At 72.5% G+C, this 23,424-nt stretch carries 26 protein-coding genes; 5 read left to right on the top strand and 21 right to left on the bottom strand.

Going from position 1 to position 23,424, the window contains the following annotated elements; genetic code table 11:
* Nucleotides 1-9 precede the first annotated feature (9 nt).
* The 3 genes from KBX43_RS07790 to KBX43_RS07780 form a co-directional block, all read right to left on the bottom strand.
* Nucleotides 10-549, bottom strand: coding sequence for a hypothetical protein (locus KBX43_RS07790; RefSeq protein WP_064448084.1), 540 nt, complete (start codon nt 547-549; stop codon nt 10-12).
* Between the two features lie 73 nt (nt 550-622).
* Nucleotides 623-1,075 (bottom strand): hypothetical protein, encoded by a 453-nt coding sequence (locus KBX43_RS07785; protein ID WP_030499431.1) that lies wholly within the window; start codon nt 1,073-1,075, stop codon nt 623-625.
* 144 nt (nt 1,076-1,219) lie between these two features.
* Nucleotides 1,220-1,957, bottom strand: a complete 738-nt coding sequence (locus KBX43_RS07780) for a hypothetical protein (RefSeq protein ID WP_043330823.1) — start codon at nt 1,955-1,957, stop codon at nt 1,220-1,222.
* A gap of 162 nt (nt 1,958-2,119) precedes the next feature.
* Here KBX43_RS07780 and KBX43_RS07775 point away from each other — a divergent pair, with 162 nt between their 5' ends.
* On the top strand, nt 2,120-3,334 hold the full coding sequence (locus tag KBX43_RS07775; RefSeq protein WP_043327730.1) for an arginine deiminase: 1,215 nt from the start codon (nt 2,120-2,122) through the stop codon (nt 3,332-3,334).
* A 9-nt stretch (nt 3,335-3,343) separates the two neighbouring features.
* On the opposite strand, the gene KBX43_RS07770 is transcribed toward KBX43_RS07775, so the two are convergent.
* The 12 genes from KBX43_RS07770 to KBX43_RS07715 form a co-directional block, all read right to left on the bottom strand.
* A complete protein-coding gene (locus KBX43_RS07770; RefSeq protein ID WP_069089873.1) occupies nt 3,344-4,228 on the bottom strand; it encodes a DUF5926 family protein in 885 nt (294 codons plus the stop codon).
* A gap of 60 nt (nt 4,229-4,288) precedes the next feature.
* Nucleotides 4,289-4,705 (bottom strand): ATP-binding protein, encoded by a 417-nt coding sequence (locus KBX43_RS07765; protein WP_176722903.1) that lies wholly within the window; start codon nt 4,703-4,705, stop codon nt 4,289-4,291.
* 63 nt (nt 4,706-4,768) lie between these two features.
* Nucleotides 4,769-6,223 (bottom strand): ATP-binding protein, encoded by a 1,455-nt coding sequence (locus KBX43_RS07760; protein WP_043327733.1) that lies wholly within the window; start codon nt 6,221-6,223, stop codon nt 4,769-4,771.
* 76 nt (nt 6,224-6,299) lie between these two features.
* On the bottom strand, nt 6,300-7,091 hold the full coding sequence (locus tag KBX43_RS07755) for a glycerophosphodiester phosphodiesterase family protein (RefSeq protein WP_043327734.1): 792 nt from the start codon (nt 7,089-7,091) through the stop codon (nt 6,300-6,302).
* Between the two features lie 7 nt (nt 7,092-7,098).
* A complete protein-coding gene (locus tag KBX43_RS07750) occupies nt 7,099-7,434 on the bottom strand; it encodes a rhodanese-like domain-containing protein (protein ID WP_030499424.1) in 336 nt (111 codons plus the stop codon).
* A 28-nt stretch (nt 7,435-7,462) separates the two neighbouring features.
* Nucleotides 7,463-8,380 (bottom strand): LCP family protein, encoded by a 918-nt coding sequence (locus KBX43_RS07745; protein ID WP_233607736.1) that lies wholly within the window; start codon nt 8,378-8,380, stop codon nt 7,463-7,465.
* A gap of 197 nt (nt 8,381-8,577) precedes the next feature.
* Entirely contained in the window at nt 8,578-9,792 is a 1,215-nt protein-coding gene (locus KBX43_RS07740) for an LCP family protein (RefSeq protein WP_043327735.1), read from the bottom strand.
* A 203-nt stretch (nt 9,793-9,995) separates the two neighbouring features.
* Complete coding sequence (locus KBX43_RS07735) at nt 9,996-11,243, bottom strand: LCP family protein (RefSeq protein WP_210883910.1); 1,248 nt, start codon at nt 11,241-11,243, stop codon at nt 9,996-9,998.
* Nucleotides 11,244-11,317: 74 nt separating this feature from the next.
* Nucleotides 11,318-12,295, bottom strand: a complete 978-nt coding sequence (locus KBX43_RS07730) for an NAD-dependent epimerase/dehydratase family protein (RefSeq protein ID WP_104115643.1) — start codon at nt 12,293-12,295, stop codon at nt 11,318-11,320.
* 66 nt (nt 12,296-12,361) lie between these two features.
* On the bottom strand, nt 12,362-14,035 hold the full coding sequence (locus KBX43_RS07725; RefSeq protein ID WP_043327738.1) for a cation acetate symporter: 1,674 nt from the start codon (nt 14,033-14,035) through the stop codon (nt 12,362-12,364).
* The gene (locus KBX43_RS07720; RefSeq protein ID WP_030499418.1) at nt 14,013-14,381 is read right to left on the bottom strand and encodes a DUF485 domain-containing protein; all 369 of its coding nucleotides are present in this window, start codon (nt 14,379-14,381) and stop codon (nt 14,013-14,015) included. Before KBX43_RS07720 ends, KBX43_RS07725 begins: the two co-directional genes overlap by 23 nt.
* Nucleotides 14,382-14,555: 174 nt before the next feature.
* Nucleotides 14,556-15,152 (bottom strand): flavin reductase family protein, encoded by a 597-nt coding sequence (locus KBX43_RS07715; protein WP_307851482.1) that lies wholly within the window; start codon nt 15,150-15,152, stop codon nt 14,556-14,558.
* On the opposite strand from KBX43_RS07715, the gene KBX43_RS07710 reads away from it, so the two are divergent.
* The gene (locus KBX43_RS07710) at nt 15,142-15,399 is read left to right on the top strand and encodes a hypothetical protein (protein ID WP_043327741.1); all 258 of its coding nucleotides are present in this window, start codon (nt 15,142-15,144) and stop codon (nt 15,397-15,399) included. The genes KBX43_RS07715 and KBX43_RS07710 overlap by 11 nt on opposite strands.
* A 6-nt stretch (nt 15,400-15,405) precedes the next feature.
* On the opposite strand, the gene KBX43_RS07705 is transcribed toward KBX43_RS07710, so the two are convergent.
* The 3 genes from KBX43_RS07705 to KBX43_RS07695 are packed head-to-tail and all read right to left on the bottom strand — an operon-like array spanning nt 15,406 to nt 18,334.
* Nucleotides 15,406-15,897, bottom strand: a complete 492-nt coding sequence (locus KBX43_RS07705) for an SRPBCC family protein (RefSeq protein ID WP_043327742.1) — start codon at nt 15,895-15,897, stop codon at nt 15,406-15,408.
* Nucleotides 15,897-17,585: an ABC transporter permease gene (locus KBX43_RS07700; protein WP_187692710.1), complete on the bottom strand. Its 1,689-nt coding sequence runs from the start codon at nt 17,583-17,585 to the stop codon at nt 15,897-15,899. The genes KBX43_RS07705 and KBX43_RS07700 overlap by 1 nt, the downstream gene beginning before the upstream one ends.
* Nucleotides 17,570-18,334: an ABC transporter ATP-binding protein gene (locus tag KBX43_RS07695; protein WP_043327744.1), complete on the bottom strand. Its 765-nt coding sequence runs from the start codon at nt 18,332-18,334 to the stop codon at nt 17,570-17,572. The genes KBX43_RS07700 and KBX43_RS07695 overlap by 16 nt, the downstream gene beginning before the upstream one ends.
* 151 nt (nt 18,335-18,485) lie before the next feature.
* Here KBX43_RS07695 and KBX43_RS07690 point away from each other — a divergent pair, with 151 nt between their 5' ends.
* Nucleotides 18,486-18,986 carry a SigE family RNA polymerase sigma factor gene (locus KBX43_RS07690; RefSeq protein WP_043327745.1) on the top strand — a complete coding sequence of 167 codons (501 nt, stop codon included), beginning with the start codon at nt 18,486-18,488 and terminating at the stop codon, nt 18,984-18,986.
* The gene (locus KBX43_RS31390) at nt 18,979-19,836 is read left to right on the top strand and encodes a hypothetical protein (protein WP_247677233.1); all 858 of its coding nucleotides are present in this window, start codon (nt 18,979-18,981) and stop codon (nt 19,834-19,836) included. The genes KBX43_RS07690 and KBX43_RS31390 overlap by 8 nt, the downstream gene beginning before the upstream one ends.
* 45 nt (nt 19,837-19,881) lie before the next feature.
* Here the strand turns inward: KBX43_RS31390 and KBX43_RS07680 are convergent, their stop codons facing one another.
* Together KBX43_RS07680 and KBX43_RS07675 are read right to left on the bottom strand one after the other, a co-directional pair.
* Nucleotides 19,882-21,522, bottom strand: coding sequence for a cation acetate symporter (locus KBX43_RS07680; RefSeq protein WP_113974508.1), 1,641 nt, complete (start codon nt 21,520-21,522; stop codon nt 19,882-19,884).
* Nucleotides 21,522-21,872: a hypothetical protein gene (locus KBX43_RS07675; RefSeq protein WP_051611565.1), complete on the bottom strand. Its 351-nt coding sequence runs from the start codon at nt 21,870-21,872 to the stop codon at nt 21,522-21,524. Before KBX43_RS07675 ends, KBX43_RS07680 begins: the two co-directional genes overlap by 1 nt.
* Nucleotides 21,873-22,179: 307 nt before the next feature.
* On the opposite strand from KBX43_RS07675, the gene KBX43_RS07670 reads away from it, so the two are divergent.
* Nucleotides 22,180-22,731 carry a Uma2 family endonuclease gene (locus KBX43_RS07670; protein ID WP_166456772.1) on the top strand — a complete coding sequence of 184 codons (552 nt, stop codon included), beginning with the start codon at nt 22,180-22,182 and terminating at the stop codon, nt 22,729-22,731.
* A 22-nt stretch (nt 22,732-22,753) separates the two neighbouring features.
* On the opposite strand, the gene KBX43_RS07665 is transcribed toward KBX43_RS07670, so the two are convergent.
* Nucleotides 22,754-23,416 (bottom strand): DUF5701 family protein, encoded by a 663-nt coding sequence (locus KBX43_RS07665; RefSeq protein WP_210883905.1) that lies wholly within the window; start codon nt 23,414-23,416, stop codon nt 22,754-22,756.
* Nucleotides 23,417-23,424: the final 8 nt, after the last annotated feature.

Raw genomic sequence — 23,424 nt, 5'->3', positions numbered from 1 at the left:
CCGACCAGCCTACGCACCCGGCGTGCCGTCGCAGGCCAGGGTACGGATGCCGGGCGGCGCGAGGGTCCGCACCTCGACGCCGCACACGTCCGTCCCGGCCGTCACCAGCGTCGGCGTGCCGCTGCCGCCCCGGGTGACGACCTGCAGCTCCTCGTGTCCGGCGACCGCCAGCACGGTGTACTGCCACCCTTCGGCGCAGAGCGGACCGGTGGCCACTGTGACCCGGACGTCGCGGGGCAGCACTCCGGCGGACCCGCGCAGCAGCGCGACGATCCGGTCGCCGGACGGCCGGCCCCGGCACGGCGTCGCCGTCACCGGCGTGGACGGGGAGAGCACGGGCGCGGACGGTGTGACAGGTGCCACCGTCGTGGCGCTCGGGGTGGGCGTGGCGGACGTCGACGGGACCGGCGCGGGCGTGGCGACGGCGGGCGGCGTGCGCAGCTCGGGCGGCGCGCCGCAGGCGGCGAGGGCGAGCACCGCCAGCAGCGCCAGTGGGCGGTGCCGGCGACCGGGGTGGGGGGTGCGGAGCACGGTGGGCGTCCTCGGCATCGAGGGATGTCGTCGTACGGCGGGGGCCGAGCCCATCGTAGGAGGAGGCCGGGCCCGGGTGGAAGCGTGCCGGTCAGACCGCGGAGAGGAAGGTGAGCGAGCCGGCCACCACGCCGTCGGTGAGCACCGGGGTGGAGATCGCGTCGACCGTGCGGCCGGCGTCGGAGTTGGGCCCCTGCACGCGGAGCAGACCCCGGGCGAGTCGCCCGGAGTGCAGCGCGAGCAGCGGCGGGATCTTGTCGGTCTCCTGCTCGGTCAGCTCGCTCGGGCTGGCCGTGAAGTCCACCAGGCGCAGGCCGCCCTCCAGCAGCGGCAGGCCGATCACGTCCCCCGGCGCGCCCAGGCAGAGCAGCGCGCAGCCGGACGAGGAGATCGCCACGACCGTGGTGCCGGCGTCGATCAGCAGGCACGGCTCGGCGGCTCGGGAGACCATGCCGGACCACTGCCCGAAGTTGTCGGACTCCTGCTCGGTGGAGCCCGCCGGGGGCGCGAACACGTCCGAGAGTGAGAGTTCGACGTGGGCCACCGCGCCTCCTATGTACACCGACGGTCTGTCCACGCTAGCCGGTCGGTGCGGCGGGAGCATCGGCTGCCGGGCGGCCGGCGACGACGCGGACCGACGGAACCAGTCGGGGGCGGAGCCGGGGGCCGCGTGGCGTCGCCGGAGACGTTACCGGCGGGCGGCCCGCTTGTCAGCGGCCGTTCGGCCCTCGTCGTACCACCGGTAGTCGGCGGTTGGACGGTACGTGCCGTTGAACCACGTCGACGGCGCCTGGGCCACGCGGGACAGCTTCTCGGCGGTGGCCGGGCTGATCCGGTTCCCGCCGGCCACGAGCAGGCGGTCCAGCTCCCGGTGGGTGGCCATGAGGCAGTCCTTCGGCAGCCCGTAGACGCTGATCACGCCGGAGCCGACGAACGTCAGCACCGGCGTGACCGGGATCGGCAGGCCGACCGCGTCGGAGAGGGCCTTGCTGGCCCGCTTGGCGTCCCGGCGCGCCTCCGCCACGTACGGCGGGCGCTTGCCGTTGATCTGCACGACGTCACCGGCGACGAGCACGCGCGCGCGGCCGTGGTCGGCGATGGTGACCGCGAACAGGCCGCTCGGGCCGATGGCCAGGAACCCGGCCCGGTCGTCGCGGACGCGGTCGAGCAGCATGTCGGCCGGGTCCGTCCGGGGCCACTCGATGACGTGCCAGGCGGGCCCGAGGTGGTCGAGCTGGCCGAGGGCGCGGGCCCCGGCGGCTTCCAACCGGCGGGCCCCCCGCTCCGCCCGGCGACGCCGGGCCCACTCCAGTGGAGTCGGTCGGGCCGGTTCGAGCACCGACGTGGGCTCGACCCGGGTGTGCGGCACCGTGCGGGGCGGCAGTGCCCTGCTCGGTACGGCTCGACGAGCGGGAAAGACAGTCATCGCGACCTCCGGCAAAAGGTCTCTCGAAGTTATGTCTCCACTACCCTACGTTGCGCCCCCGGGGGCTCGGCAAGCCGGGGCGCCGGAGTGAGTGTGGATGAATGCCATATTCATCCACGCTTCTTTTCCGAATGGTGCGCAAGCCTGCCCTAGGCTGCGGGGGTGACCCACTATGTGGACAGCGAAGTCGCCCGGCTCGGGACGGTGTTGCTGCACCGCCCGGGACCGGAACTCGCCCGCCTCACCCCACGCAACAACGACTCGTTGCTGTTCGACGCCATCCCGTGGGTGGGACGGGCGCAGGAGGAGCACGACGCGTTCGCGGCGGCGCTGCGGTCCCGCGGGGTCGAGGTGCTCTACCTGGCCGACCTGCTGGCCGAGACGCTCGCCGTGCCGGACGCCCGGGCCGAGCTGACCGATCAGGTGCTGCGGTCCCGCCGGCTCGGCCACACCCTGCGGCGCCGGGTCGCCGACCACCTGGCGTACCTGGACCCGGCCGGGCTGGCCGACGTGCTGATCGCCGGGCTCGCCCACGAGGAGTTGCGCATCGGCGGCGACCGCCCCGGCGGTCTCGTGTGGACTCTGATGGACCGGCACGACTTCGTCATCGATCCGCTGCCGAACCTGCTGTTCACCCGCGACTCGTCGGTGTGGATCGGGGACCGGGTCGGTGTCACCAGCCTGGCCATGCCGGCGCGACGGCGGGAGACCACGCTCACCGACGCGATCTACCGCTACCACCCCCGGTTCGTCGGCACCGAGTTCGTCTACCACCCGCGGCTGGAGCATCTGGAGGGCGGCGACGTGCTGCTGCTCGCCCCGGGGGTGCTCGCCGTCGGCGTCGGTGAACGCACCACCCCGGCCGGCGCGGAGCGGCTGGCCCGGCAGGTGTTCGCCGCCGGCCTGGCGCACACCATCCTGGTGGTCCCGATCGCGCAGGAGCGCGCCACCATGCACCTGGACACGGTCTGCACGATGGTCGACACCGACGCCGTGCTGATGTACCCGAACATCGCCAACGAGCTGTCCGCGTACACGGTGATCGTCGGCGCGGACGGCGACGACCTGCGGGTCGACGGCCCGGCGCCGTTCCTGCGCGCCGCCGCCGACGCGATGGACCTCGATCAGCTCCGGGTGATCGACACCGGCCTCGACCCGGTCACCGCCGAACGCGAGCAGTGGGACGACGGCAACAACACGCTCGCGCTCGCGCCCCGGCTCTGCGTCGGGTACGAGCGCAACGTGGAGACCAACGCGCAACTGGAACGGGCCGGCATCGAGGTGATCGCGATCGCCGGATCGGAGCTGGGCTCCGGGCGCGGCGGCCCGCGCTGCATGTCCTGCCCGCTGGTGCGGGAGAAGGGCGGGGCCGCCTGACCCGGAACGTCAGCGCAGCGTCAGCTGGCGGCCGAGCAGCCCCTGCCGCGACCGGCGGCCGGCCGCGTCCAGCGGCGCCTGCTCGGCGACCGCCTCGGCGTAACGCTTGGCGAACTCCGCCAGCGGCGCCTCCCACTCGGCGGCCGGGGTGTCCTCCGGCAGGTCCCAGACCGGCGCGAGACGCCCGTGTGCCCGGAACATGCCGGCGAACTTCGTGTCGTCGCCGAGCGTCAGCGCGCCGGCCGCGCCGAGCCGGGACAGCGCGTCCAGCGCGGCGTCCTCGTCCTCCGGCAGGACCATCCGCACGTGGGCCTTCTCCGGCACCTGGCACCAGTACGCGGCCCGCGCGGCGGCCAGCTTCACGGTCGGGTAGATGGCCGAGTTGGCCCGCTCCAGGGACGCCTGCACGTTCGGGTCGTCGGCGGCGCCCGGGTCGAGCCAGAAGTCGAACCCGTCGTGCATGGTGATCTCCAGCGGGCCGTCCACCAGGATGTCCTGGAGGCGGGGGCCGGGCCCGGGCAGCGGCGGCACGCTCACCTGGCCGCCCGGCTCGGTGCGCAGCGCGGAGATCAGCGCGTCGGCCAGGTCACGGGAGACGTCGCCGGACTGCTGGTGCCGCTGCAGGCCGACGAAGACGCGCCCGTCCGGCTTGGTCATCGCCGGGGCGGCCATCGGCAGCACGGTGGCCAGCGTGACCGGGCGGTCGCCGTACTCCTCGATCAGTTCCGGGGTGAGCCGCAGCGGCGCGGACGCGGCCGGGACCAGCTCACGCAGGGCGATCCACTCCGGCTCGTCGACCAGGCCCTCGAACGGCCGGGGCACGAAGACGTCGCGCACCTTCTCCCGCTTGGGGGTGCTCTCGCCGACCCGCTGGTTCTTCCGACGCTTGCTCATGGCGAGACAGCCTAGATGCCGGGCCGCGCGGGTGGGGGCAGGACCCGCCTGCCCGTGCGTTCAGCCGGCCGCGACCAGGCCCGGACGGTGCGCCGGGGCCGGATCGAACCGTGCCCAGACGCTCTGGCCCAGGCCGTCGCGCTCCACGCCCCAGCCGCTGGCGAGCCCGGCGACGATGTGCAGCCCGCGCCCGTCGGCGGCGTCCGGCGAGGCGGCCCGCATGCACGGGCCGGCGCCGGAACCACCGTCGGTGACCCGGAGCTGGATGCTCGGCCCCTCCTCGGTGACCCGCAGCCGCCAGGCCACCCGGACCACGCCGCCGGGCAGCGCGTCGGCGTGCCGGACCGCGTTGCCGACCAGTTCGGCGAGGACCGCGACCAGGTCGGCCAGCAGAATCGGGGGTACGACGCCGGTCAGCTCGTCGGCGAGCCGGTGCCGGGCCAGACGCGCGCCGGTCGGGTCGTGGGGCACCACCACACACCACGACCGTTCGGGCGGACCAGTCGACACGTCGTTCCTTCCCCGTCTGCGAGCGCCGGGTCAACCCCGCGGCAGCCGCACCTCTGCGACCGTACCGCCACCGGCTCTGGGCCGGAGGGATACCCATCCATTCTGCTGTTCAACGATCTGGCGGACGAGATAGAGACCGAGTCCCGCGCCCGGATACCGCCGGCGGTCACCGGACTCGCCCTGCCAGAACCGGTCGAAGGCCCGCTCCACGTGTTCCGGGCGGATGCCGATGCCCCGGTCGGCCACCCGGAACGAGACGGTCCGCTCGTTCGCCTCGGCGGTGACCTCGATCGGGGTGTCCGGCAGTGAGTACTTCCCGGCGTTCGTGCCCAGCTCGGTGAGCACTGTGGCGAGGCTGTGCCGGTCGCCGAGCGCCTTGGGCAGGTCGGCCGGCAGGTCGAGCACGACCCGGTGCCGGATGTCGGCCGGCAGGTCCGTCGCCGCCGCGCGCAGCGCGTCGACCAGGTCGAACGGCGCGGCCGGTTCCCCGCCGGGACGGTTCTCGGTGGCGGCGGTCAGCAGCCTGTCGACCAGGCGGGCCAGCTCGTTCGCGCGCTGGCCGATGATCCGCGCGGCCTGCCGGCGGTCGTCGTCGCTCAGCGAGTCCCAGTGGTCGGTGAGGGTGTCCGCGTACCCCTTGATCACGGTGACCGGGGTCCGCAGCTCGTGGCTGGTCACCGCCACGAAGAGATCGCGGTCGTGGTCGCGCCGCTGCTGGTCGGTGACGTCGCGGAAGGTGACCACGCGCAGCGCGTTCGGGCCGGGCAGCTCGCCGGAGGTGATCCGCAGCCAGCGCCCGTCCGGCATCCGGTGGTCGAGCACCTGGCCCGGCGGCGGCAGCGGGAACGGCAGCGGGCGGCTCAGCGCCTCCTCCGCCGGACGGCCGGTCACCTGGACCGCCGCCGGGTTCCAGAGCCGGATCCGCCCGTCGCGGTCCACCACGGCCAGCCCGTCGGCGAGCGCCGCCACCACCGGGCCGTCCCCGTGCACCGGCAGGCCGGTCTGGTCGCCGTACATGTGCGCGACGCACGCGGCCACGTAGCCGATCACGGCGCGTTGCGCGGCATCCGGCGGCTCGCCCAGCGGGTAGAGCGCGTGCAGGCTGCCGACGGTGAGACCGCCGATCTCGGCACGCGCCACGATCATCCGGCTGAGCCCCCGGCCGGCCACCTCGTCGGCGAGCGCGCCCGGGATCGCGTCGACCCGGACCTCCCGCACCGGCGGCCCGGCGAGCAGGCAGACGGTGGCCGGGTCGGTGGCGGGCAGCGGTCGGCCGAGCACGAACTCGGCGCGGCCGGTCGCCGCGATCACCCGTCCGCCGGCCGGGGTGAACTCCACGAAGACCAGACCGGCCGCGCCCACCGCCGGTCCGACCTCGTGGAGCAGGCGGTTGAGCACTGCGGGACCGGACTCGCCCGCGTTGATCATGTTGATCACAGTCGTGTGGCCGGCGATGAGGGCGGGGTAGTCGGTTCGCTCCGGCATGTCCCGAGTGTGCCGCGCGGCAGCCCTCCCGGACACCCCCGGCCGGTCGACCGTGGCCGATACCGATCGACCGGACTCACCGGCCCAACCGGGCCAGCGCACGGGCCGGCCGGTCCGTGATCACCCCGTCCACGCCGGCTTCCAGCACGAGTTCCAGATCCTCCGGCTCGTTGACGGTCCACACGTACACCGAGTGGCCGGCCGCGCGCAGCGAGGGAACCAGGCGCGGGCGGGCCCGGACCAGGTCCACGCCAGGACCGGCGATCCGGGCGCCGAACGGCAGCCGGCCCAGCGGCAGCAGCCGCGGCAGCACCTCCAGCAGCAGCACCGTGGGCAGCGCCGGGGCGAGTTCCCGCATCCGGCGTACGGCCAGCGGCGAGAACGACATCACAGTCACCTGGACCCGGTGGCCCGGGCGGGGCTCGTCCAGCCCGTACCGGCGCAGCAGCGTGACCAGGCGGCGCTCGACCTCGCCCCGGTAACGCGACGGGTGCTTGGTCTCGATCAGCAGCCGGACCGGCCGCCCGGCGTCGAGCACCGCGTCGAGCAGCCGCTCCAGCGTGAGCAGCCGGGTGTGCGACTCGTCCAGCGGCTCGTCGTCCTCGGCGAGCGTCGCGGCCCGGTGCCAGGAGCCGAAGTCGAGCGCGTCCAGTTCGGCGAGCGTACGCGCGCTGACCAGCCCGTGCCCGTTGCTGGTGCGGTCCAGCCGGCGGTCGTGCACGCAGACCAGGTGCCCGTCACGGGTCAGCCGGACGTCGCACTCCAGCCCGTCCGCGCCCTCCTCGATGGCACGGAGGTAGGCCGCGAGCGTGTGCTCCGGCAGGTCGTACGAGGCGCCGCGGTGGGCGAAGACCAGGGGGACGGTCATGACCGCCTCAGGCGACCCGGCCCGGCTGCCCGTCGTCGGTGACCACCGGGCGGCCGGCGGCGGCCCAGTCGCCCATCCCGCCCTCGACGTTGCGCACCTGGTCCCAGCCGTTACGCAGCAGATAGCCGACGACCTGGGCGGAGCGGCCGCCGGAGCGGCAGATCACCGCCACGTCGCGGTCCTGCGGGATCTCGGCCAGCCGGGCGGGCAGCTCGGTCATCGGCAGGTGACGGGCGGCCGGCGCGTGGCCGGCGGCCCACTCGTCGTCCTCGCGGACGTCGAGCAGGTAGACGTCGTCGGGCACGGCCGACGCGGGGACGCTTGGTAGTGAGGCTCCGAACACGGTCACCAAGCCTAGCCGCCCGGACCGCTCACAGCCGGTTGACCCAGCGCGGATTCGCGCCGGCCCACTGCGGCATCCGGGTGTCGCGCAGCGCGGTGAACAGACCGCCGCCGCCGTTGTCCAGCACCACGTACGAGACGCCGTCGATGGTCTGCGGGTACGAGGGCACCTGGACGCCGCGCAGGGCGTCCGCCGGTAGCCCGCGCAACGCGAACAGCAGCTCGTCCAGGGGTACGCCGTTGGTGTCCACGGTCAGCGCTCCGCCGGCCGCGCGCAGCACCCGGTCGAGCTTCACCGGATCGGTGCGCAGGTGGGTCTCGCCCGCCCGGTCGAGCACCGCCCGGAGCATCTGCTGCTGGTGGCGCTGCCTGTCGTAGTCGCCGCCGGGCAGGTCGTAGCGCTGGCGGACGTAGTCGAGCGTCCGGGCGCCGTCCATCTGCTGGCAGCCGGCGTCGAACTGGTGCTTCGTGTGGATCGAGCGCACCGGCGTGTCCACGCACATCCGGATGCCGCCGAGTTCGTCGATCACCTGTTTGAAACCGGAGAAGTCGACGAGCGCGGCGCCGTCGAAGCGGATGCCGGTGAGCCGGGTCAGCGTGGTGCTGAGCAGCCGTGCGCCGCCCTCGCCCCCGCCGCCGTGCTCGTACGCGGCGTTGACCTTGTCCTGGCCGCCGGGGAAGCCGGGCGCCGCCGGGAGCGCCACCAGAAGGTCGCGCGGCACGGAGATCAGGTACGCCTGCCGCATGCCGGCCGGCACGTGCACGATCAGGATGCTGTCGGAGCGCTGGTCCTCGGGGTTCGCGCCGGGCCGGTGGTCGGAGCCGATGAGAAGGTAGTTGAGCGCGCCGTCCAGGTCTGTCCGCTTGTTCCGGGCGGCCGGGTCGAGCAGTTGCTCCTTGGCGACGGTGCGGTCGTAGCGGTGGGTGAGCCAGTTCAGCCCGGCCACGCCGAGCGCGGCGAGCAGGACCAGGACGAGTCCGGTGCCGAGCAGGAACCGGGCCCAGCGGGCGGGTGCGCCCCGCCCGCGTCGGTTCCGTGCTGGCCTGGACGTGACGATCCCCCCGTAGCCGCGACATGAGACCCGCTCACGTCAGGCTACGGGGGGATCGGCCGACCGATGGCGCTTTCGCGCAGGTCAGCAGGTCATTTACGGGTGGAGAGGACGTCCGGGTTGCTCACCACGAAGTCGGCCAGCTTGTCGTTCTTGACCGCCTGGAACATGTCCATGGTCGTCTCGTTGAACGTCTCCCGGCCGTTGCTGTTGCCGGCGAACGTGCCGCCGTTGGTCCGCAGGGTGACCAGGTCGTTCCCGTTGAGGTTCTTGAGCGTGAAGATGAAGTCCGCGATCGGCACGCCGCCGGTGTCCAGGACGAACGCCTTGCCGGCGGCCTTCATCAGCGAGTTCAGCTTGATCGGGTTGGTCAGCATGCCACCCTCGGTGGCCTTCTTGGCCATCGCCTTGATCAGCTGCTGCTGGTTCTGCTGCCGGTCGTAGTCGCTGTTGGGCAGGCCGTAGCGCTGGCGGGAGTAGTCGAGCGCCTCCCAGCCCTGCATCTCCCGGCAGCCCTTCTTGTGCACCACCGCCTTGTACGGCTTGCCGGTCTTCTTCGCGTCCGCGTTCCACATCGGCTTGCCGTCGACGTACGACATGTGGTGCGACTTGACCTCGTGGCTCACGCAGATGCGTACCGAGCCGAGCGCGTCGATCACGCTCTTGAAGCCGCCGAAGTTGATGATCGCGGCGCCGTCGAAGCCGATCCCGGTCATCGACTTGATCGTCTTGGCCATCAGCTGGGCGCCGCCCTCCCAGCCGCCGCCGTTCTGGGCGCCGTGGAAGAAGGCCGCATTGATCTTGTCGGTGCCGCCCTTGTAGCCGCTCTTCTCGAACGCGGGGATACGCGCCTCGGTGTCCCGGGGGATCGAGATCAGGTACGCCTGGTCGTGGCTGGCCGGGATGTGCAGGATGATGATCGTGTCCGACCGGACGTCGTCGGCGGCCCAGCGCTCGCGGGCGTCCACCCCGAGCAGCAGCATGTCGATCGGGCCCTCGAGGCTGTTGCCGCCTTCGGCCTCGCTCTTGCCCGCGCCGCCGAGCAGGTTGCGCTGGGCGATGTTGTCGGTGGCCTGGCCGATGACCGCCTTGCTGCCGACGATGGCGACGCCACTGGTCACCATCAGCACGGCGCCGAGCACCAGCGTGAGCTTCGCCCAGAGCGGGTCCTTGCGCTTGGTGCGCTTCTTCTTGCCACCACCGGGACCGCGACCGCCGGAACCGGGTTGTGTGGGGATGACCGGAGGGACCCGCCCGGATGATCCGGGTGCCGGTGACTGCGGGCGACGGCTGGTCTGGACCGACATGCGTGCTCCAGCTCGGTGATCGGGGGCGGGACCACTTTACGTATCTGTTCCCGTATTCGCGACCTCGTAGGCTCGCAATTCCCGTCAATACCGGCCTACATCCTCGGGTTGTGGCCGAACGGGCAGGGGTAAGGAGCCGGTCGGCGGTTGGCCTCCGTGGTGGTGAGGTCCTAGCGCTCGTTCCCGGTCATGTCGTGCCGGCGTCAGCCGCCCGTGTCGTCGCCCGAACCCTTCTGGTTGGCCTGCATCCACTCGGCCATCCGGTCCGCGGCGATGGCCTTGTACATCGCCAGCGCCTTCTCCCGGTCGGAGACCACCACCGACTGGCCGTCGATGGTCTGGCCGCCCAGGTGCGGGCTGGTGACGAACGTCAGGTTCTCGCCCCGCAGGCTGCGGAACTGCACTGCCATGTCGGTCAACGAGAATCCCTGGTCGACCGTGACGGCGGCGGTCACCGCCTTGAGGAAGTCGTTCAGCTTCTTCGGGTTCGTGAGCGTCCCGGTGCTCGCCGCCTTGTCCATCAGCGCCTTCAGGAACTCCTGCTGGTGCCGCATCCGGGCGAAGTCGCCGTCCGGGAACTGCTTGCGCTGCCGGACCCAGTCCAGCGCCTCGGCGCCGTTCATGTGGTTCACGCCCTTGGTGAACGTCCGGTACGGCTTGTGGATCGACGTGATGGTCCGCTCCACCTTCAGGTCGACCCCGCCCAGGGCGTCGGTGACCTCCTTGAAGCCGCCGAAGTCGATGGCCATCACGTGGTCGATCCGTACGTCGGTGAAGCACTCCACGGTCTTCACCGCGAGCGGCAGGCCGCCGAACGCGAACGCCGCGTTGATCTTGTTGCGGGAGCCGGAGTCGCAGGACGCGCCCGCGCTCTCCGGAATCGGCACGTACAGGTCACGCGGCACCGAGACCAGGTAGGCGCGCTTGTGGTCGGCCGGGATGTGCATGACGATCACGGTGTCCGCGCGCCACTTGCCGGAGCCGTCGACCGGGGCGTCCGGATCCCGCGAGTCGCTGCCCACGAGCAGGATGTTGAACGCGCCGTCGACCTGCTTGGCCGGGCGTCCGCCGGTGATCCCGGCGAACGGGTCCGTGCGGGCCAGGTCGTCGTCGAGATTACGGGCGTAGAACCAGGCGCCGAGGCCGCCGAGCAGCGCCAGCACCAGCACCGCGACGCCGGCCACCAGGCCGATGCGTCCCCAGCGCGGTCGAGGGCCGCGCCGGCCCGGACCGCCCGGACCGCCGTCGCCCGGGCCGCCGGGTCCGGTCGGCCCCACCGGACCGCCGGTACGCCCCGAGCGGGGCGCCTCGTCGTGCGGGGGATACCAGCGGGCATCCGAGGTGCGGGCGCGCCCGGTGGCGCCCCGGCCGGAGCCGGGAACCGAAGCGCGGCCCGCGTCCCGGTTCAGGGGGTGCGGGAACGGAGAGCCGGCAGACGAGGTCGCTGACATGTAACCGAGGGTAGGTCGGCCGGGCCACCGACGCCCTCGTACGCGCGCCGATGTCAGCCGCGTCCCGGGCGGGTTCAGTACCCGAGCCGCCCGCGGAAGTACTCGATCGTGCGCCGGAGTCCGTCTTCGGGCGTGACGCTCGGCTCATATCCGAGCAGTTCGCGGGCGAGGGTCAGGTCCGGGCGGCGCATCTCCGGGTCGTCCGAAGCGCGAGTGATGTAGCTCACCTCGGACGTGCTTCCGGTGAGTGACACGATCGTCTCGGCCAGTTGCCGCATCGACATCTCGTGCTCGGTGCCGCAGTTGATCGGACCGGTCTGCGTCGAGTCGAGCAGCAGCAGGATTCCGCGCACCAGATCGTCGACGTAACAGATCGAGCGGGTCTGGTTGCCGGTGCCGTGCACGGTGATCGGCTCGCCGCGCAGCGCCTGGGAGATGAACGTCGGGATGGCCCGGCCGTCGTCCGGGCGCATCCGCGGGCCGTACGTGTTGAAGATCCGCACGATCGCGGTGTCGGTGCCCCGGCTGCGGTGGTAGGCCATGGTGGCCGCCTCGGAGAAGCGCTTCGCCTCGTCGTAGACGCTCCGGATGCCGATCGGGTTGACGTTGCCCCAGTACGTCTCCCGCTGCGGGTGCTCCTTCGGGTCGCCGTACGCCTCGGAGGTGGAGGCCATCAGGAACCGCGCGCCGTCGTCGGTGGCCCGCTCCAGCAGCGCCAGCGTGGCCACCGAGCCCACCCGGAGGATCTCCACCGGCAGCTTCTCGAAGTCGGTGGGACTGGCCGGGGACGCCATGTGCAGGATCGCGTCGAACCGTTCCGCCATCGCCGGGTGGTGCGGCAGGCCGTCGGAGATGTCCGCCTCGACCAGCGTGAAGGTCGGCTTGTCCAGCAGGTGGGCCACGTTCTCCTTGGAGCCGGTGACGAAGTTGTCCAGCACCACTACCGTGCAGCCGCGCTCGACGAGCCGGTCGACCAGGTGGGACGGGACGAAACCGGCGCCGCCGGTGACCAGGATGCGGTGTCCGCTACCGAAGCGGGGAGCGACCTTCATGGCGGTCAGCCTATACACGCGAGGCGGGGCCCCCGCGTACGGCAGGGGCCCCGCTCGACGTGCCGATCAGTGCGCGCCGGCTCCGGTGAGCGAGCGCACCTCCAGCTCCGCGTACTTCTCCTCGTCGCTCTCCTTGGACAGGATCGTGCCGAGCCAGCCGCACAGGAAGCCGAACGGGATCGAGATGATGCCCGGGTTCGACAGCGGGAACCAGTGCCAGTCGTGGTCGGGGAACATCGCCGTCGGCGCGCCGGAGACGACCGGCGAGAAGAAGACGAGCAGCACGGCGGAGAGCAGGCCGCCGTAGATCGCCCAGACCGCGCCCGAGGTGTTGAACCGCTTCCAGAACAGGCTGTAGAGGATCGCCGGCAGGTTGCCCGAGGCGGCCACCGCGAACGCCAGCGCGACCAGGAACGCCACGTTCAGGTTCTGCGCGAAGATGGACAGGACGATCGAGACCGCGCCGATCACCAGCGCGGAGATCCGGGCGACGTTCACCTCCTGCCGCTCCGACGCCTCACCCTTCTTCACCACGTTGGCGTAGAAGTCGTGCGCCAGGCTGGACGACGACGCCAACGTCAACCCGGCGACCACGGCGAGGATCGTGGCGAACGCGACCGCCGCGATGATCGCCAGCAGTGTCGCCCCGCCCAGGTTCCCGCCGAGGAAGTCCACGCCGAGCGCCTCGGCCAGCTGTGGCGCGGCCGTGTTGCCGGCCTTGTCCTGCTCGGTGATCGCCTGCCCGCCGACGATCGCCGCCGCGCCGAAGCCGAGGGCCAGGGTGAGCAGGTAGAACGCACCGATGATGCCGATCGCCCAGAGCACGCTCTTGCGGGCCGCCCGCGCGGTCGGCACGGTGTAGAAGCGGATCAGGATGTGCGGCAGGCCGGCCGTGCCGAGGACCAGCGCGATGCCCAGCGAGAGCAGGTCCATCTTGCTGTAGAACGTCTTCAGCGCGTCGCCGGGTGTCTCCACGCCGTAGCGCAGCCCGGGTTCGAGGAACGCCGCTCCCTTGCCCGAGGCGCTGGCCGCGTCGCCGAGCAGCGAGGACAGGTTGAACTTGTACTTGGCGAGCACCAGCAGCGTCATCACCAGCGCGCCGCCCATGAGCAGGAACGCCTTGACGATCTGCACGTACGTCGTGCCCTTCATGCCGCCGACCGTCACGTAGATGATCATCAGGGCGCCGACCATGATGATCGTGGCGACCTTGGCGGTGTCGGCGTCCATGCCGAGGAAGGTGGTGCCCGGCTTGATGCCGAGCAGCAGCGCGACGAGCGCGCCGGCGCCGACCATCTGGGCCAGCAGGTAGAAGATCGACACGGTGATGGTGGAGACCGCCGCCGCGGTCCGGACCGGCCGCTGCCGCATCCGGAACGCCAGCACGTCCGCCATCGTGTACCGGCCGGAGTTGCGCAGCAGTTCCGCCACCAGCAGCAACGCCACCAGCCAGGCGACCAGGAAGCCGATCGAGTAGAGGAAGCCGTCGTAGCCGTAGAGCGCGATGATGCCGGCGATGCCCAGGAAGGACGCCGCCGACATGTAGTCGCCGCCGATCGCCATGCCGTTCTGGAAACCGGAGAACGACCGGCCGCCGGCGTAGAAGTCGGTGGCGGTCTTGGTCTGCCGGCTGGCCCATACGGTGATCGCCAGCGTGATTGCCACGAAGACCAGGAACAGCGTGATGGTGAGGTTCCGGGCGGTGGTGCTGCCCGCCTCAGCCGCGAGGACCGTGTTCATGGGTCACCTCCCCGATCTCGTCGCGGATCCGGTCGGCGACCGGGTCGATCCGGCGGTTGGCGAACCGGGAGTAGAGCCAGGCGATGACGAACGTGGAGACGAACTGGAGCAGGCCGAAGACCAGGGCGACGTTGATGTTGCCGATCAGCTTCGTGCCCATGAATCCCCGCGCGTACGCGGAGAGGATGACGTAGAGCGCGTACCACAGGAAGAACGCGACGGTCATCGGGAAGATGAAGCCGCGCAGCGCGCGCCGCAACCCGGCGAACTCGTCGGACCGCTGGACGGCGAGGTACCGTTCCGCCGCCGACTCGGCGGGCGCGGACGCGGGTGTGTCCGTGGACATCTGTGGATCACCACCTTCGCAGGCGTGGGGGGAGTTTCGCGCACGGTAGAGAGCGCGCTCCCCGCCCGGGAAGGCTCCGCCGCCCGGCGGCGAACGGCTGCGCCGAACGGCGCCCCGGCTGCGCCGAGTGACCCACGTCACTCCGCTAACCGGTCACCCCGACCGCCGGGTGGGTCAGTCGGTCAGCTCGCGGTAGCGGCCGCGGTAGTGCAGCAACGGGGGGGTGTCCCGGGGCAGGTCCACCGATTCGATGGTGGCCTCGACCAGCAGGCCCCAGCCGTACTCCCGGGCGGTGTCGAGCCGGCACCCCGCCCACCCGCCGGCGTCCGCCGGCACCGGCCCGTACGGCGTCTCGTTCCAGGCGTCCAGCGCGAACAGGCCGCCGGGCGACGGGAACAGGCCGGCGAAGCGGTCGGCGAGCTGCCGGTGCTGCGGGCCCAGCGGGACCACCGCGAACCGCCCCGCCTCCTCGATGGCCGCCCACAGGTCCGACTCCGCGTCGACCAGGCCGAGTAGCCGGTCCGGCTCGCCCTCGGCGACCAGCGTGGACGAGACGGTCAGCCCGGCCGGGCCGGGTGCGGTCCAGAGCGTCACCGGGGCCGCCAGCCGGCCGCGCAGCCGGCGTGCCGGCGTGCGTTGCCCGGCCGGCGCCGCGAACGGGTCGGTGGAATGGATCTGCGCGCCCGGCTCTGGATTCACGTGAAACATTGTGCCGCCCGCTGCCGGGCGGGGTTCGACGCAACGCCATACCCTGCCGGGCATGAGTCTCATCCCCCCGCAGCAACTCGCCCAGGAACGGGTCGTCGCCGCCGACGCCGTCCTCGGCGGTCAGGTCGACCTGCGTGCCTATCCACACCGGCACCTGCTGGTCCGGGCGAACAACACCTGGGGCCGCCGGGCGTTCCAGCCGCTGATGGAAGCGGTCGAGCACCTGTCCAACTACGGCTGGGAGCTGGTCACCATGACGAGCGTCGGCGACGGCCACCACGTCTACGCGGCGATGCGCCGCACCGCGTAACCGGGATCAGCCGTCGGCGAGCAGGCGGCGGGCGGCGGCCAGCACCTCCGGGTCCGCGCATCCGGCCGCGTACCCGGCGATCCGGCGGCGGATGTCGCGCCCGAGCAGCCACACCCCGATCCGCTCGGCCACCGGGCGCAGGAACGCCGGGCGGCAGCGGAAGTTGTACCGCCAGGTCGCGATCGTGGTGCCGGCCTCGGGGCCGGGCGCGAAGCGCCAGCCGCCGCCGAACCGCTCGAAGAACCACGGCCCGCGCACCATCTTCATGCCGACGTTCGTCGGCGGTGACCAGGAGACGTACTCGCTGACCATGACCAGGCCGTGCCGGGAGCGGGTGTACGTGCGCACGCCCCGGCCGGGCGCCGTCGCGCCGTCGACGAAGTGCTGCTCACGGACGAACGGATCCCAGCGGTAGCGGACCGGCGCGACCGTCTGGGAGACCGCGAACGCCAGCTCCGGCGGGATCGGGACCGTGGTGACCGCCTCGACGACCGGCATCAGCGCCTCGGCGTGACGGTGGCCAGCAGCTCCGGCTGCCGACGGTCCAGTGTGTCCCCCGCGAGGTACGCGCCGAGCAGCGCCGCGCCCACCCCGTACGCCAGTCCGATCGGCAGCGCCAGCCACAGCCACACGTCGCCGAGCAGCGCGGCGGCCACCACGAACGGCACCGCCACCACCGCGGAGGCGACCATGGAAACCAGCGTGAGCAGGCCCTTGGTGAACCCCGCGCCGCTGTTCATGGCGAACGGGTTGCTCGACTCGGGCAGCGAGTAGGCGCCGAGCACCGACACGAACCCGTTGATCGCCAGCCCGCAGCCGTACGCGGCGGCCAACGCGCCACCCATCACGCCGAGCCATGCGGGACGCCCCAGGAAGAGCGCCAGCGCGACCGCGATCACGACGAGCATCGGCACCACGTAGATCGAGAACGCGGTCATCCGGGCCCGCAGCTCCACCCGCCCGGGCACCCCGGCGACCAGGTTCGCGGCGTACGAGCTGCCGTCGAAGCCGAACTGGTTGGCCAGCGTCAGCGACGCGAGCACCCCGACGAAGATCATGGAAAGGCTGACCAGCGCCGGTGAGGAGTCGCCGCCACCGAACTCCGCCCCGCCCTCGGTGGAGAACGAGACGCCGCCGAGGTTGACCATCACCGGTACGAACACACCGACCACGGCGACCGTGATGAGGTTGGCCCGCCGCCGCGCGTCCCGCCACCAGTAGCGGCACTCGCGGGCGACGAGCGCCCCGAACCGGTCCCGCCGCGCCCAGCCCACCGCGCGGGGGAACAACTGCGTGACCGCGCCGCCGGCCACGCCGCGCGGCGCGCGCGAAGGGCCGGCGCTCGCCGCGCCCACCATCGCCGACTCCAGCGACCGCGACCACCAGAACAGGAGTACGCCGAGCGTCGCGACCGCGATCAGCAGCTTCGCGACCGCCGCGCCGGGCCGGCCCTCGGCCACGTCGACGCCGACCGTCCACGGCGCGCCGAACGGCGTCCAGCCGACCACCCGGGCCACCCCGTCCAGCCGGTCCCAGTCGGTCTGCTGCACCGCGGCGAGCACCAGCAACTGCAACGGCCCGAGCAGGGCGGCCAGGACGGCGAGCAGCACCGCCGCCAGGTCGCGTACCCGGCGGGACCGCAGCATCGTGGCGAACGCGCTGGTCAGCGCGCGGGCCCCGGCCAGGCAGACCAGCAGTCCGGCGACCACGCCGAGCGCGCCGACCACCGCGGCTGACCAGCCGCCCAGCAGCCCGGCGGTGACCACCAGACCGGCCGCGGTGAGCGCCGTCGCCAGCGCGGGCACGCTCACCAGGGCGGCGGCGAGCAGGCCGGTGACCAGGGTGCGGCGGGACAACGGCAGCAGCGCGAACCGGGCCGGGTCGAGCGTCTCGTCCACGCCGAAGAAGACGAGCGGCAGGAGCAGCCAGCCGAGCGTGAGCAGACCACCGCCGAAGGCGGCCACCATCAGGGCGTACCGGGGCTCGTCGGCCAGGCCCGGCGTGGCGAGCAGGAAGAACCCGACGGCGGCGAACCAGAGCCCGAGCAGCAGGCCCAGCACGAACAGCGCGATCCGCCACTTCTGGCCCCGGAAGTTGTTGCCGAGCACCCGCAGCTTGAGCCGGACGAAGTGCCGGGACGACACGCGCCGGGCCGGCCGCTCGGGGGCGGTCACCGGGACAGCCACGACAGCTCCTCCCCGGTGGCGGTCCGGCCGCCCACGACCTCCACGAAGACGTCCTCCAGCGACCGGTCGCCGCGCACCTCGGTGAGCGTGCCGACCCGCTTGATCCGGCCCTCGGCCAGGATCGCCACGTGCGAGCAGAGCCGCTCGACCACCTCCATCACGTGACTGGAGAAGATCACCGTGCCGCCGCCGCTGACGTACCGGTGCAGGATGTCCCGGATCAGCGCGGCCGAGACCGGGTCGACCGCCTCGAACGGCTCGTCCAGCACCAGCAGGCGCGGGCCGTGCAGCAACGCGCAGGCCAGGCCGATCTTCTTCTTCATGCCGGCCGAGTAGTCGACGACGAGCGTGCGCCCGGCGTCGGAGAGCGCCAGCACGTCGAGCAGCTCCGCCGCCCGCTGGTCGACCACCGCCGGGTCCATGCCGCGCAACAGACCGTGGTACGCGAGCAGCTCCGCCCCGCTCAGCCGGTCGAAGAGGCGTACGCCGTCCGGCATCACGCCGAGCAGGCTCTTGGCGCGTACCGGGTCGGCCCAGACGTCGTACCCGAGCACGCGCGCCTCACCGGCGTCGGGCCGCAGCAGGCCGACGGCCATGGAGAGCGTGGTGGTCTTGCCGGCTCCGTTCGGTCCGAGCAGGCCGTAGAACGAGCCGGTCGGCACGGCGAGGTCGACGCCCGCCACCGCGATCTTGGTGTCGAAGCGCTTGGCCAGGCCACGAAGGGAGAGCGCGGGGTGCTGGTCGGTCATGGTCCGACCGTATCGGTCCCCGCCCAACGGCTGCTCGGACGGCAGGATGATCTCGCCTCATCCCTGAGAGGTACGAGTCGGATCGCCGACGGCGTGCAACCGCCCACCACGGCGGGGGGTGTCAGGCGTACGAACGGCAGCGGGGAGAGAGATGGATCCGGACAGTGGGTTCGAGGAGTTCTACCGGAACAGCAGACAACGCGTGGTGACAGTGCTGTACGCGCTCGGCGGCGACCGGAGCGAGGCGCAGGACGCCGCCCAGGAGGCGTACGCGCGGGCCTGGCAGCGTTGGTCCCAGGTCGGCACGTACGACGACCCGGAGGCGTGGGTGCGCACCGTCGGGCACCGCCTGCTGGTCAACCGGTGGCGCAAGGTCCGCAACAGCGTGGTCGCCTACCGGCGGCACGGACCACCACCTCCGGTCCGGCCACCCTCCGAGAACACTGTCGCGCTGGTCAGCGCGTTGCGGCAGTTGTCGGCGGACCAGCGGCAGGCGATCGTCCTCTACCACCTGGCCGACCTGTCGGTCGCGGAGATCGCGGCGCAGATCGGCGTGCCGAGCGGCACCGTCAAGGCCCGCCTGGCCCGGGGCCGCAAGGCTCTCGCCGCCCTGCTCGACGTGAACTTCCCGGAGGAGGTCCGCAATGCCTGACCCGATCTTCTCCGACCTCTACCAGGACACCGAGGACCTGATCTGGGCGCCCACCGAGCAGGTGCGCCGCCGAGGGCGGCAACGGGCCCGGCGTACCCAGCTCGCCGCCGGCCTGGCCGCCGCGGTCGCCGTCGCGGTCGTGGCGACCGGTGTGGTGCTGGCCCGTCCGGACGCCGCACCGCCGCCGGTGCCCCCGGCGACAGTCGAACCGATCACGCCGACGCCGGCGCCCACGCCGAGCACCACGCCGTCGGCCGAGCCGTCGGCGAGCGGGGCGCCGACGCCGAGTCGCACCGCGGGAGAGCCGGCCGCCAGCATCGGCGGCGGGCCGACCAGCCGTACGCCGAGCCGGACGATTCCGGCGGCGGCGACGCTCCAGCTCGCCGACCTGCCGACGGGCTTCACGATGCAGACGGGAAAGGTGGACGGTGACTGGTCCCTGGAGTTCATGTCCTCCTTCTGCGTGAACGAGTCGCCGACGCTGTCCGACGGGGAGGTGGCCGCCCGGTCGGTGGCGTTCAACTCGCCCACCGACTGGATCGTCCAGCGGGTGACCCGGCACTCGGGCACGTCCGCCACCACGGTGATGAAGAATCTCCGCAAGCTGGTCACGGGCTGCGAGATGGAGCAGCCAGGCGACTCGCTGTCGATCATGGCGGAGTCGCTCGGCGGTGACGACGGCGTGCTGGTGGGCAGCGACGTCGGAGGGCGGCCCGGTCGCTGGCTCGTCGTCCGGCAGGGCGATCTGGTGGCGCAGCTCCGCCTCGACTCCCAGACCACGCCCACCGAGGCCCGCCGTACCGCCCGGTCGGTGGCGAACCGGCTGTGTGCCGGCACGGACACCTGCTGACGGGTGCGCGGAGGTGAGGCGGGGCCGAGCGAGCGCGGCCCCGCCTCACAGGCGCAGCGACTCCGGGGTGTGCAGGCGGAGCATGGTGGCGCCGACGTCACGCGGGAGACGCCGCCGGCTGGCCATGGAGACGAGCACCATCACCGCGAACGCCAGCGGCACCGTCCACGCGGCCGGCTGCGTGGTGAGCGTCGCCGGCCATCCGGTCAGCGGCGGGCCGAGCACGGTGAGCAGGACCGCGCCGACCGCCGCGCCGCCGCCGACCAGCACCCCGGCGGCGGCGCCCAGGTCGGTCAGGCCGCGCCACCAGATGCCGAGCACCAGCAGCGGACAGAAACTCGACGCGGCCACCGCGAACGCCAGCCCCACCACCTGCGAGACGTCCAGCCCGGAGACGTTCAGCGAGAGCAACGCCGGCACCCCGCCGGCGATCACCGTGGCGAGCCGGAAGCCGCGTACCGAGCCGCGGCCCAGCACATCCGTGGAGATCACCCCGGCGACGCTGGTGAGCAGGCCGGACGAGGTGGACAGGAACGCCGCGAACGCGCCGGCCGCGACCAGCGCGGCGAGCAGCCGGCCGGTGGTGCCGTCGCCGAGCGCCGCCCCGGGCAGCAGCACCACCACCGCGTCGGTCTGGCCGCTGACAAGTAGTTGCGGCGTGTAGATGCGGCCCAGCACGCCGTAGACGGTGGGCAGCAGGTAGAAGACGCCGACGAGCGCCAGCACCACGAGCGTGGTGCGGCGGGCGGCGGCGCCGTCGGGGTTGGTGTAGAAGCGGACCAGCACGTGCGGCAGGCCCATGGTGCCGAGGAACGTGGCCAGGATCAGCGAGTACGTGGCGAACAGCCCTCTGTCGTTCTCCCCCGCCGTGTCCGGCAGCAGCCACTCGGCGGGGCCGGTCGCCGCGCCGGACACCTCCGGCACCGGGTCACCGGCGGCGAATTCGAGGCGGTCTCCGGGGCGTACCTCCCGGATGTCGCCGTCGGGCAGCGTGAGCGTCGCGCGGTGCTCGACCACGACTGTGGTCGCGGTCCGGAACGTCGGCCCGTCGGGCGGGGTCACCGCCGGGCGGGCGTCGGCCTGCCACTGCAACGCCAGGAAGATCGCGGGTACGGCGAGCGCGGTGAGCTTCAGCCAGTACTGGAACGCCTGCACGAAGGTGATCGCCCGCATGCCGCCCAGCGCCACGTTCGCGGTCACCACCACGGCGACCAGCAGCGCGCCGAGCGGGTACGGCGAGCCGGTGAGCGTGGCCAGGGTCAGCCCGGCGCCCTGCAACTGCGGCACCAGGTAGAGCCAGCCGATGAAGATCACGAAGACGGTGGCGAGCGTCCGCAGCCGCCGGGAGCCGAGCCGTACCTCGCAGAAGTCGGGCAGCGTGAACGCGCCGGAGCGGCGCAGCGGCGCGGCCACGAACAGCAGCAGCGCGAGGTATCCGGCGGCGAAGCCGACCGGGTACCAGAGCACGTCCACGCCGTACTTGAGGATCAGCCCGGCGACGCCGAGGAAGCTCGCGGCCGACAGGTACTCCCCGCCGATCGCGGCGGCGTTCCAGGTCGGGCTGACCGCCCGGGAGGCGACCAGGAAGTCCGACGTGGTGCGGGCCAGCCGCAGCCCGTAGAAACCGATGCCGACGGTGACCAGCGTGACGGCGACGATCGCCGGGACCACGTACCCGTTGGACATCAGCGTTCCGGCCGTCGGATCAGGTCGACGAAGTCCTGCTCGTTGCGTTCGGCCAGCCGCACGTACGCCCACCCGACCACGATCAGGAACGGGAAGGACACGACGCCGAGCAGCAGCCACGGCAGGTTGACCCCGAGCACCGTGACCCGGCCGACCGAGGGCGCGATGGCGAACAGCCACGGCAGGCCGCCGAGCCCGATCATCACCAGCAGGCTGAGCCGCAACGCGAGCGAGAGCTGGGCCCGCATCAGTCCCTGCACCAGCGTCTCGCCCACAGGGGTCTGCTGGGCCAGTTCGGAGCGGGTGCGGTCGGCCGGGCTGCCGGCCCGGGAGACCTCGGCCAGCACGATCCGGGTCCGCTGCGGGGTGGCGGCCGGCTGCGGGCTCTCCGGCTGCCGGGGGGCGGGCGCCGGCGACGCGCGCGGGCCGGGCACCGGGGCGGTCTCGACGGGCCGCCCCGGTGGATGCTGTTCCTCGGCTCCGGTCACCCCCGGCAGTCTCGCCCGCTGAGCCGAATTGTCAAGACCGCGCCGTTGCGCCCTGTGCACAACCTGTGGATAACGCTTCACCCCTGTGGATAACCCGGTGGACGGCGCGGAGTCGTTGTGGACGACCGGGCGGGGTGTCAGGGTGAGCCGGTAGAGAGGAGGTGTGACAGTGACCAGCCCGGCACGACCCGGCACCGGCGACGTCTGGACGGTGGACGACCTCCAGGACCTCCCCGAGGACGGCCAGGACTACGAGATCTTCGACGGGAGCCTGCTCGTGTCCCCACACGCCGACGTCCGGCACGGCGCGATCGCCAACCGTCTCCGCCGGCTCCTCGACCGGCAGGCTCCGGCCGGTCTGCTCGTCGGGCAGGACGTCGGCGTCAGCGCGAAGCGCTCCTCCTACTTCGTGCCGGACGTCTTCGTCGCCCGCGAGGAGGCACTGGAGCGGGGTGGCCCGGCCCTCGCCCCGGCCGACGTGCTGCTCGTGGTCGAGGTCGTCTCGCCGGGCAACGCCGGTCGTGACCTGGTCCTCAAGCGCCACGAGTACGGCGTGGCCGGCATCGCGCGTTACTGGCTCGTCGAGCCGCGCAAGGAGACCCTGACCGTGCTGGAGAACGTCGACGGCCGCTACCGCGAGTCGGCGGTGCTCTCCACCGCCGACGTGTACCGCGCCGACCAGCCGTTCCCGCTCGTCCTGCCGGTCGCCGAGATCTTCTGAGCGCCCTGATCCCGCCTGGGCGTCAGCCGAGTCCCACCCGTACCGGGTTCGAGGTCGCCGAGCCCAGCCAGGTGTGCGGGTTGCCGAACCAGCACCACCCGAGCTTCGGCGCGCCCTGACTGATCCAGAGCGCGGGCACCCGCCGGTCACCGCAGCGCGAGCCCACGAGCGAGAAGCACCTGTTGCTCGCCAGCGCCGCCGGGTACAGCGTGACGAACGCCAGACCTTCGTCGATGGTGATGGGGAGCCGGTCCTTCGCGGTCATGTCCTCCAGCGCGGCCGACGGCGCCACGTTGCGGTACTCCTCGCCCCGGTCCACGTCGAAGAGCAGGTACGCGGGCCCGGCCGGCACCTCCAGCTCCTTGATCGGGTGGAAGGTGGGCAGGTCGTCGGCGGGGAAGTTCCGGTCGAGGATGCCGGGCTTGCGCTTGCCGGCGAGCGTGGTGAGCGCGATCCGCTCCGGCACCGGCACCAGTTCCCGCGTGGTCACCAGCAGGAACGGCACCCGTCCCCCGGTGGGGCCGCGCAGCCCGGCGGAACCGGTGACCGCCGCGTCGCGCAGCGGGCTGAGCAGGGCGCGGAACGTCTCCTCGGTCTGCCCGGCCAGCGCCGGATAGCCGAGTTTAACGAGGCGGTCGAGCTGGCTGTCGAATTCTGCGGCGGCGTCGAAGCGGTCGTCGGACATGCGGTCCC

The organism is Micromonospora sp. C41, assembly GCF_018070485.1.
GTDB lineage: Bacteria > Actinomycetota > Actinomycetes > Mycobacteriales > Micromonosporaceae > Micromonospora > Micromonospora chalcea.
The sequence above is the reverse complement of the archived record's forward strand: the minus strand, read 5'-3'. Positions and strand labels throughout refer to the sequence as shown.

What these genes read in the sequence shown, in the direction of transcription:
- KBX43_RS07770 (WP_069089873.1), bottom strand. Translation starts at nt 4,228, where the DNA reads ATGAGCAAGCGTCGGAAGAACCAGCGGGTCGGCGAGAGCACCCCCAAG.
- KBX43_RS07725 (WP_043327738.1), bottom strand. Translation starts at nt 14,035, where the DNA reads ATGAACACGGTCCTCGCGGCTGAGGCGGGCAGCACCACCGCCCGGAAC.
- KBX43_RS07715 (WP_307851482.1), bottom strand. Translation starts at nt 15,152, where the DNA reads ATGAGACTCATGCCCGGCAGGGTATGGCGTTGCGTCGAACCCCGCCCG.
- KBX43_RS07695 (WP_043327744.1), bottom strand. Translation starts at nt 18,334, where the DNA reads ATGACCGACCAGCACCCCGCGCTCTCCCTTCGTGGCCTGGCCAAGCGC.
- KBX43_RS07740 (WP_043327735.1), bottom strand. Translation starts at nt 9,792, where the DNA reads ATGTCGGTCCAGACCAGCCGTCGCCCGCAGTCACCGGCACCCGGATCA.
- KBX43_RS07735 (WP_210883910.1), bottom strand. Translation starts at nt 11,243, where the DNA reads ATGTCAGCGACCTCGTCTGCCGGCTCTCCGTTCCCGCACCCCCTGAAC.
- KBX43_RS07680 (WP_113974508.1), bottom strand. Translation starts at nt 21,522, where the DNA reads ATGTCCAACGGGTACGTGGTCCCGGCGATCGTCGCCGTCACGCTGGTC.
- KBX43_RS31390 (WP_247677233.1), top strand. Translation starts at nt 18,979, where the DNA reads ATGCCTGACCCGATCTTCTCCGACCTCTACCAGGACACCGAGGACCTG.
- KBX43_RS07730 (WP_104115643.1), bottom strand. Translation starts at nt 12,295, where the DNA reads ATGAAGGTCGCTCCCCGCTTCGGTAGCGGACACCGCATCCTGGTCACC.
- KBX43_RS07760 (WP_043327733.1), bottom strand. Translation starts at nt 6,223, where the DNA reads ATGCCGGAGCGAACCGACTACCCCGCCCTCATCGCCGGCCACACGACT.
- KBX43_RS07710 (WP_043327741.1), top strand. Translation starts at nt 15,142, where the DNA reads ATGAGTCTCATCCCCCCGCAGCAACTCGCCCAGGAACGGGTCGTCGCC.
- KBX43_RS07705 (WP_043327742.1), bottom strand. Translation starts at nt 15,897, where the DNA reads ATGCCGGTCGTCGAGGCGGTCACCACGGTCCCGATCCCGCCGGAGCTG.
- KBX43_RS07790 (WP_064448084.1), bottom strand. Translation starts at nt 549, where the DNA reads ATGCCGAGGACGCCCACCGTGCTCCGCACCCCCCACCCCGGTCGCCGG.
- KBX43_RS07755 (WP_043327734.1), bottom strand. Translation starts at nt 7,091, where the DNA reads ATGACCGTCCCCCTGGTCTTCGCCCACCGCGGCGCCTCGTACGACCTG.
- KBX43_RS07690 (WP_043327745.1), top strand. Translation starts at nt 18,486, where the DNA reads ATGGATCCGGACAGTGGGTTCGAGGAGTTCTACCGGAACAGCAGACAA.
- KBX43_RS07720 (WP_030499418.1), bottom strand. Translation starts at nt 14,381, where the DNA reads ATGTCCACGGACACACCCGCGTCCGCGCCCGCCGAGTCGGCGGCGGAA.
- KBX43_RS07780 (WP_043330823.1), bottom strand. Translation starts at nt 1,957, where the DNA reads ATGACTGTCTTTCCCGCTCGTCGAGCCGTACCGAGCAGGGCACTGCCG.
- KBX43_RS07665 (WP_210883905.1), bottom strand. Translation starts at nt 23,416, where the DNA reads ATGTCCGACGACCGCTTCGACGCCGCCGCAGAATTCGACAGCCAGCTC.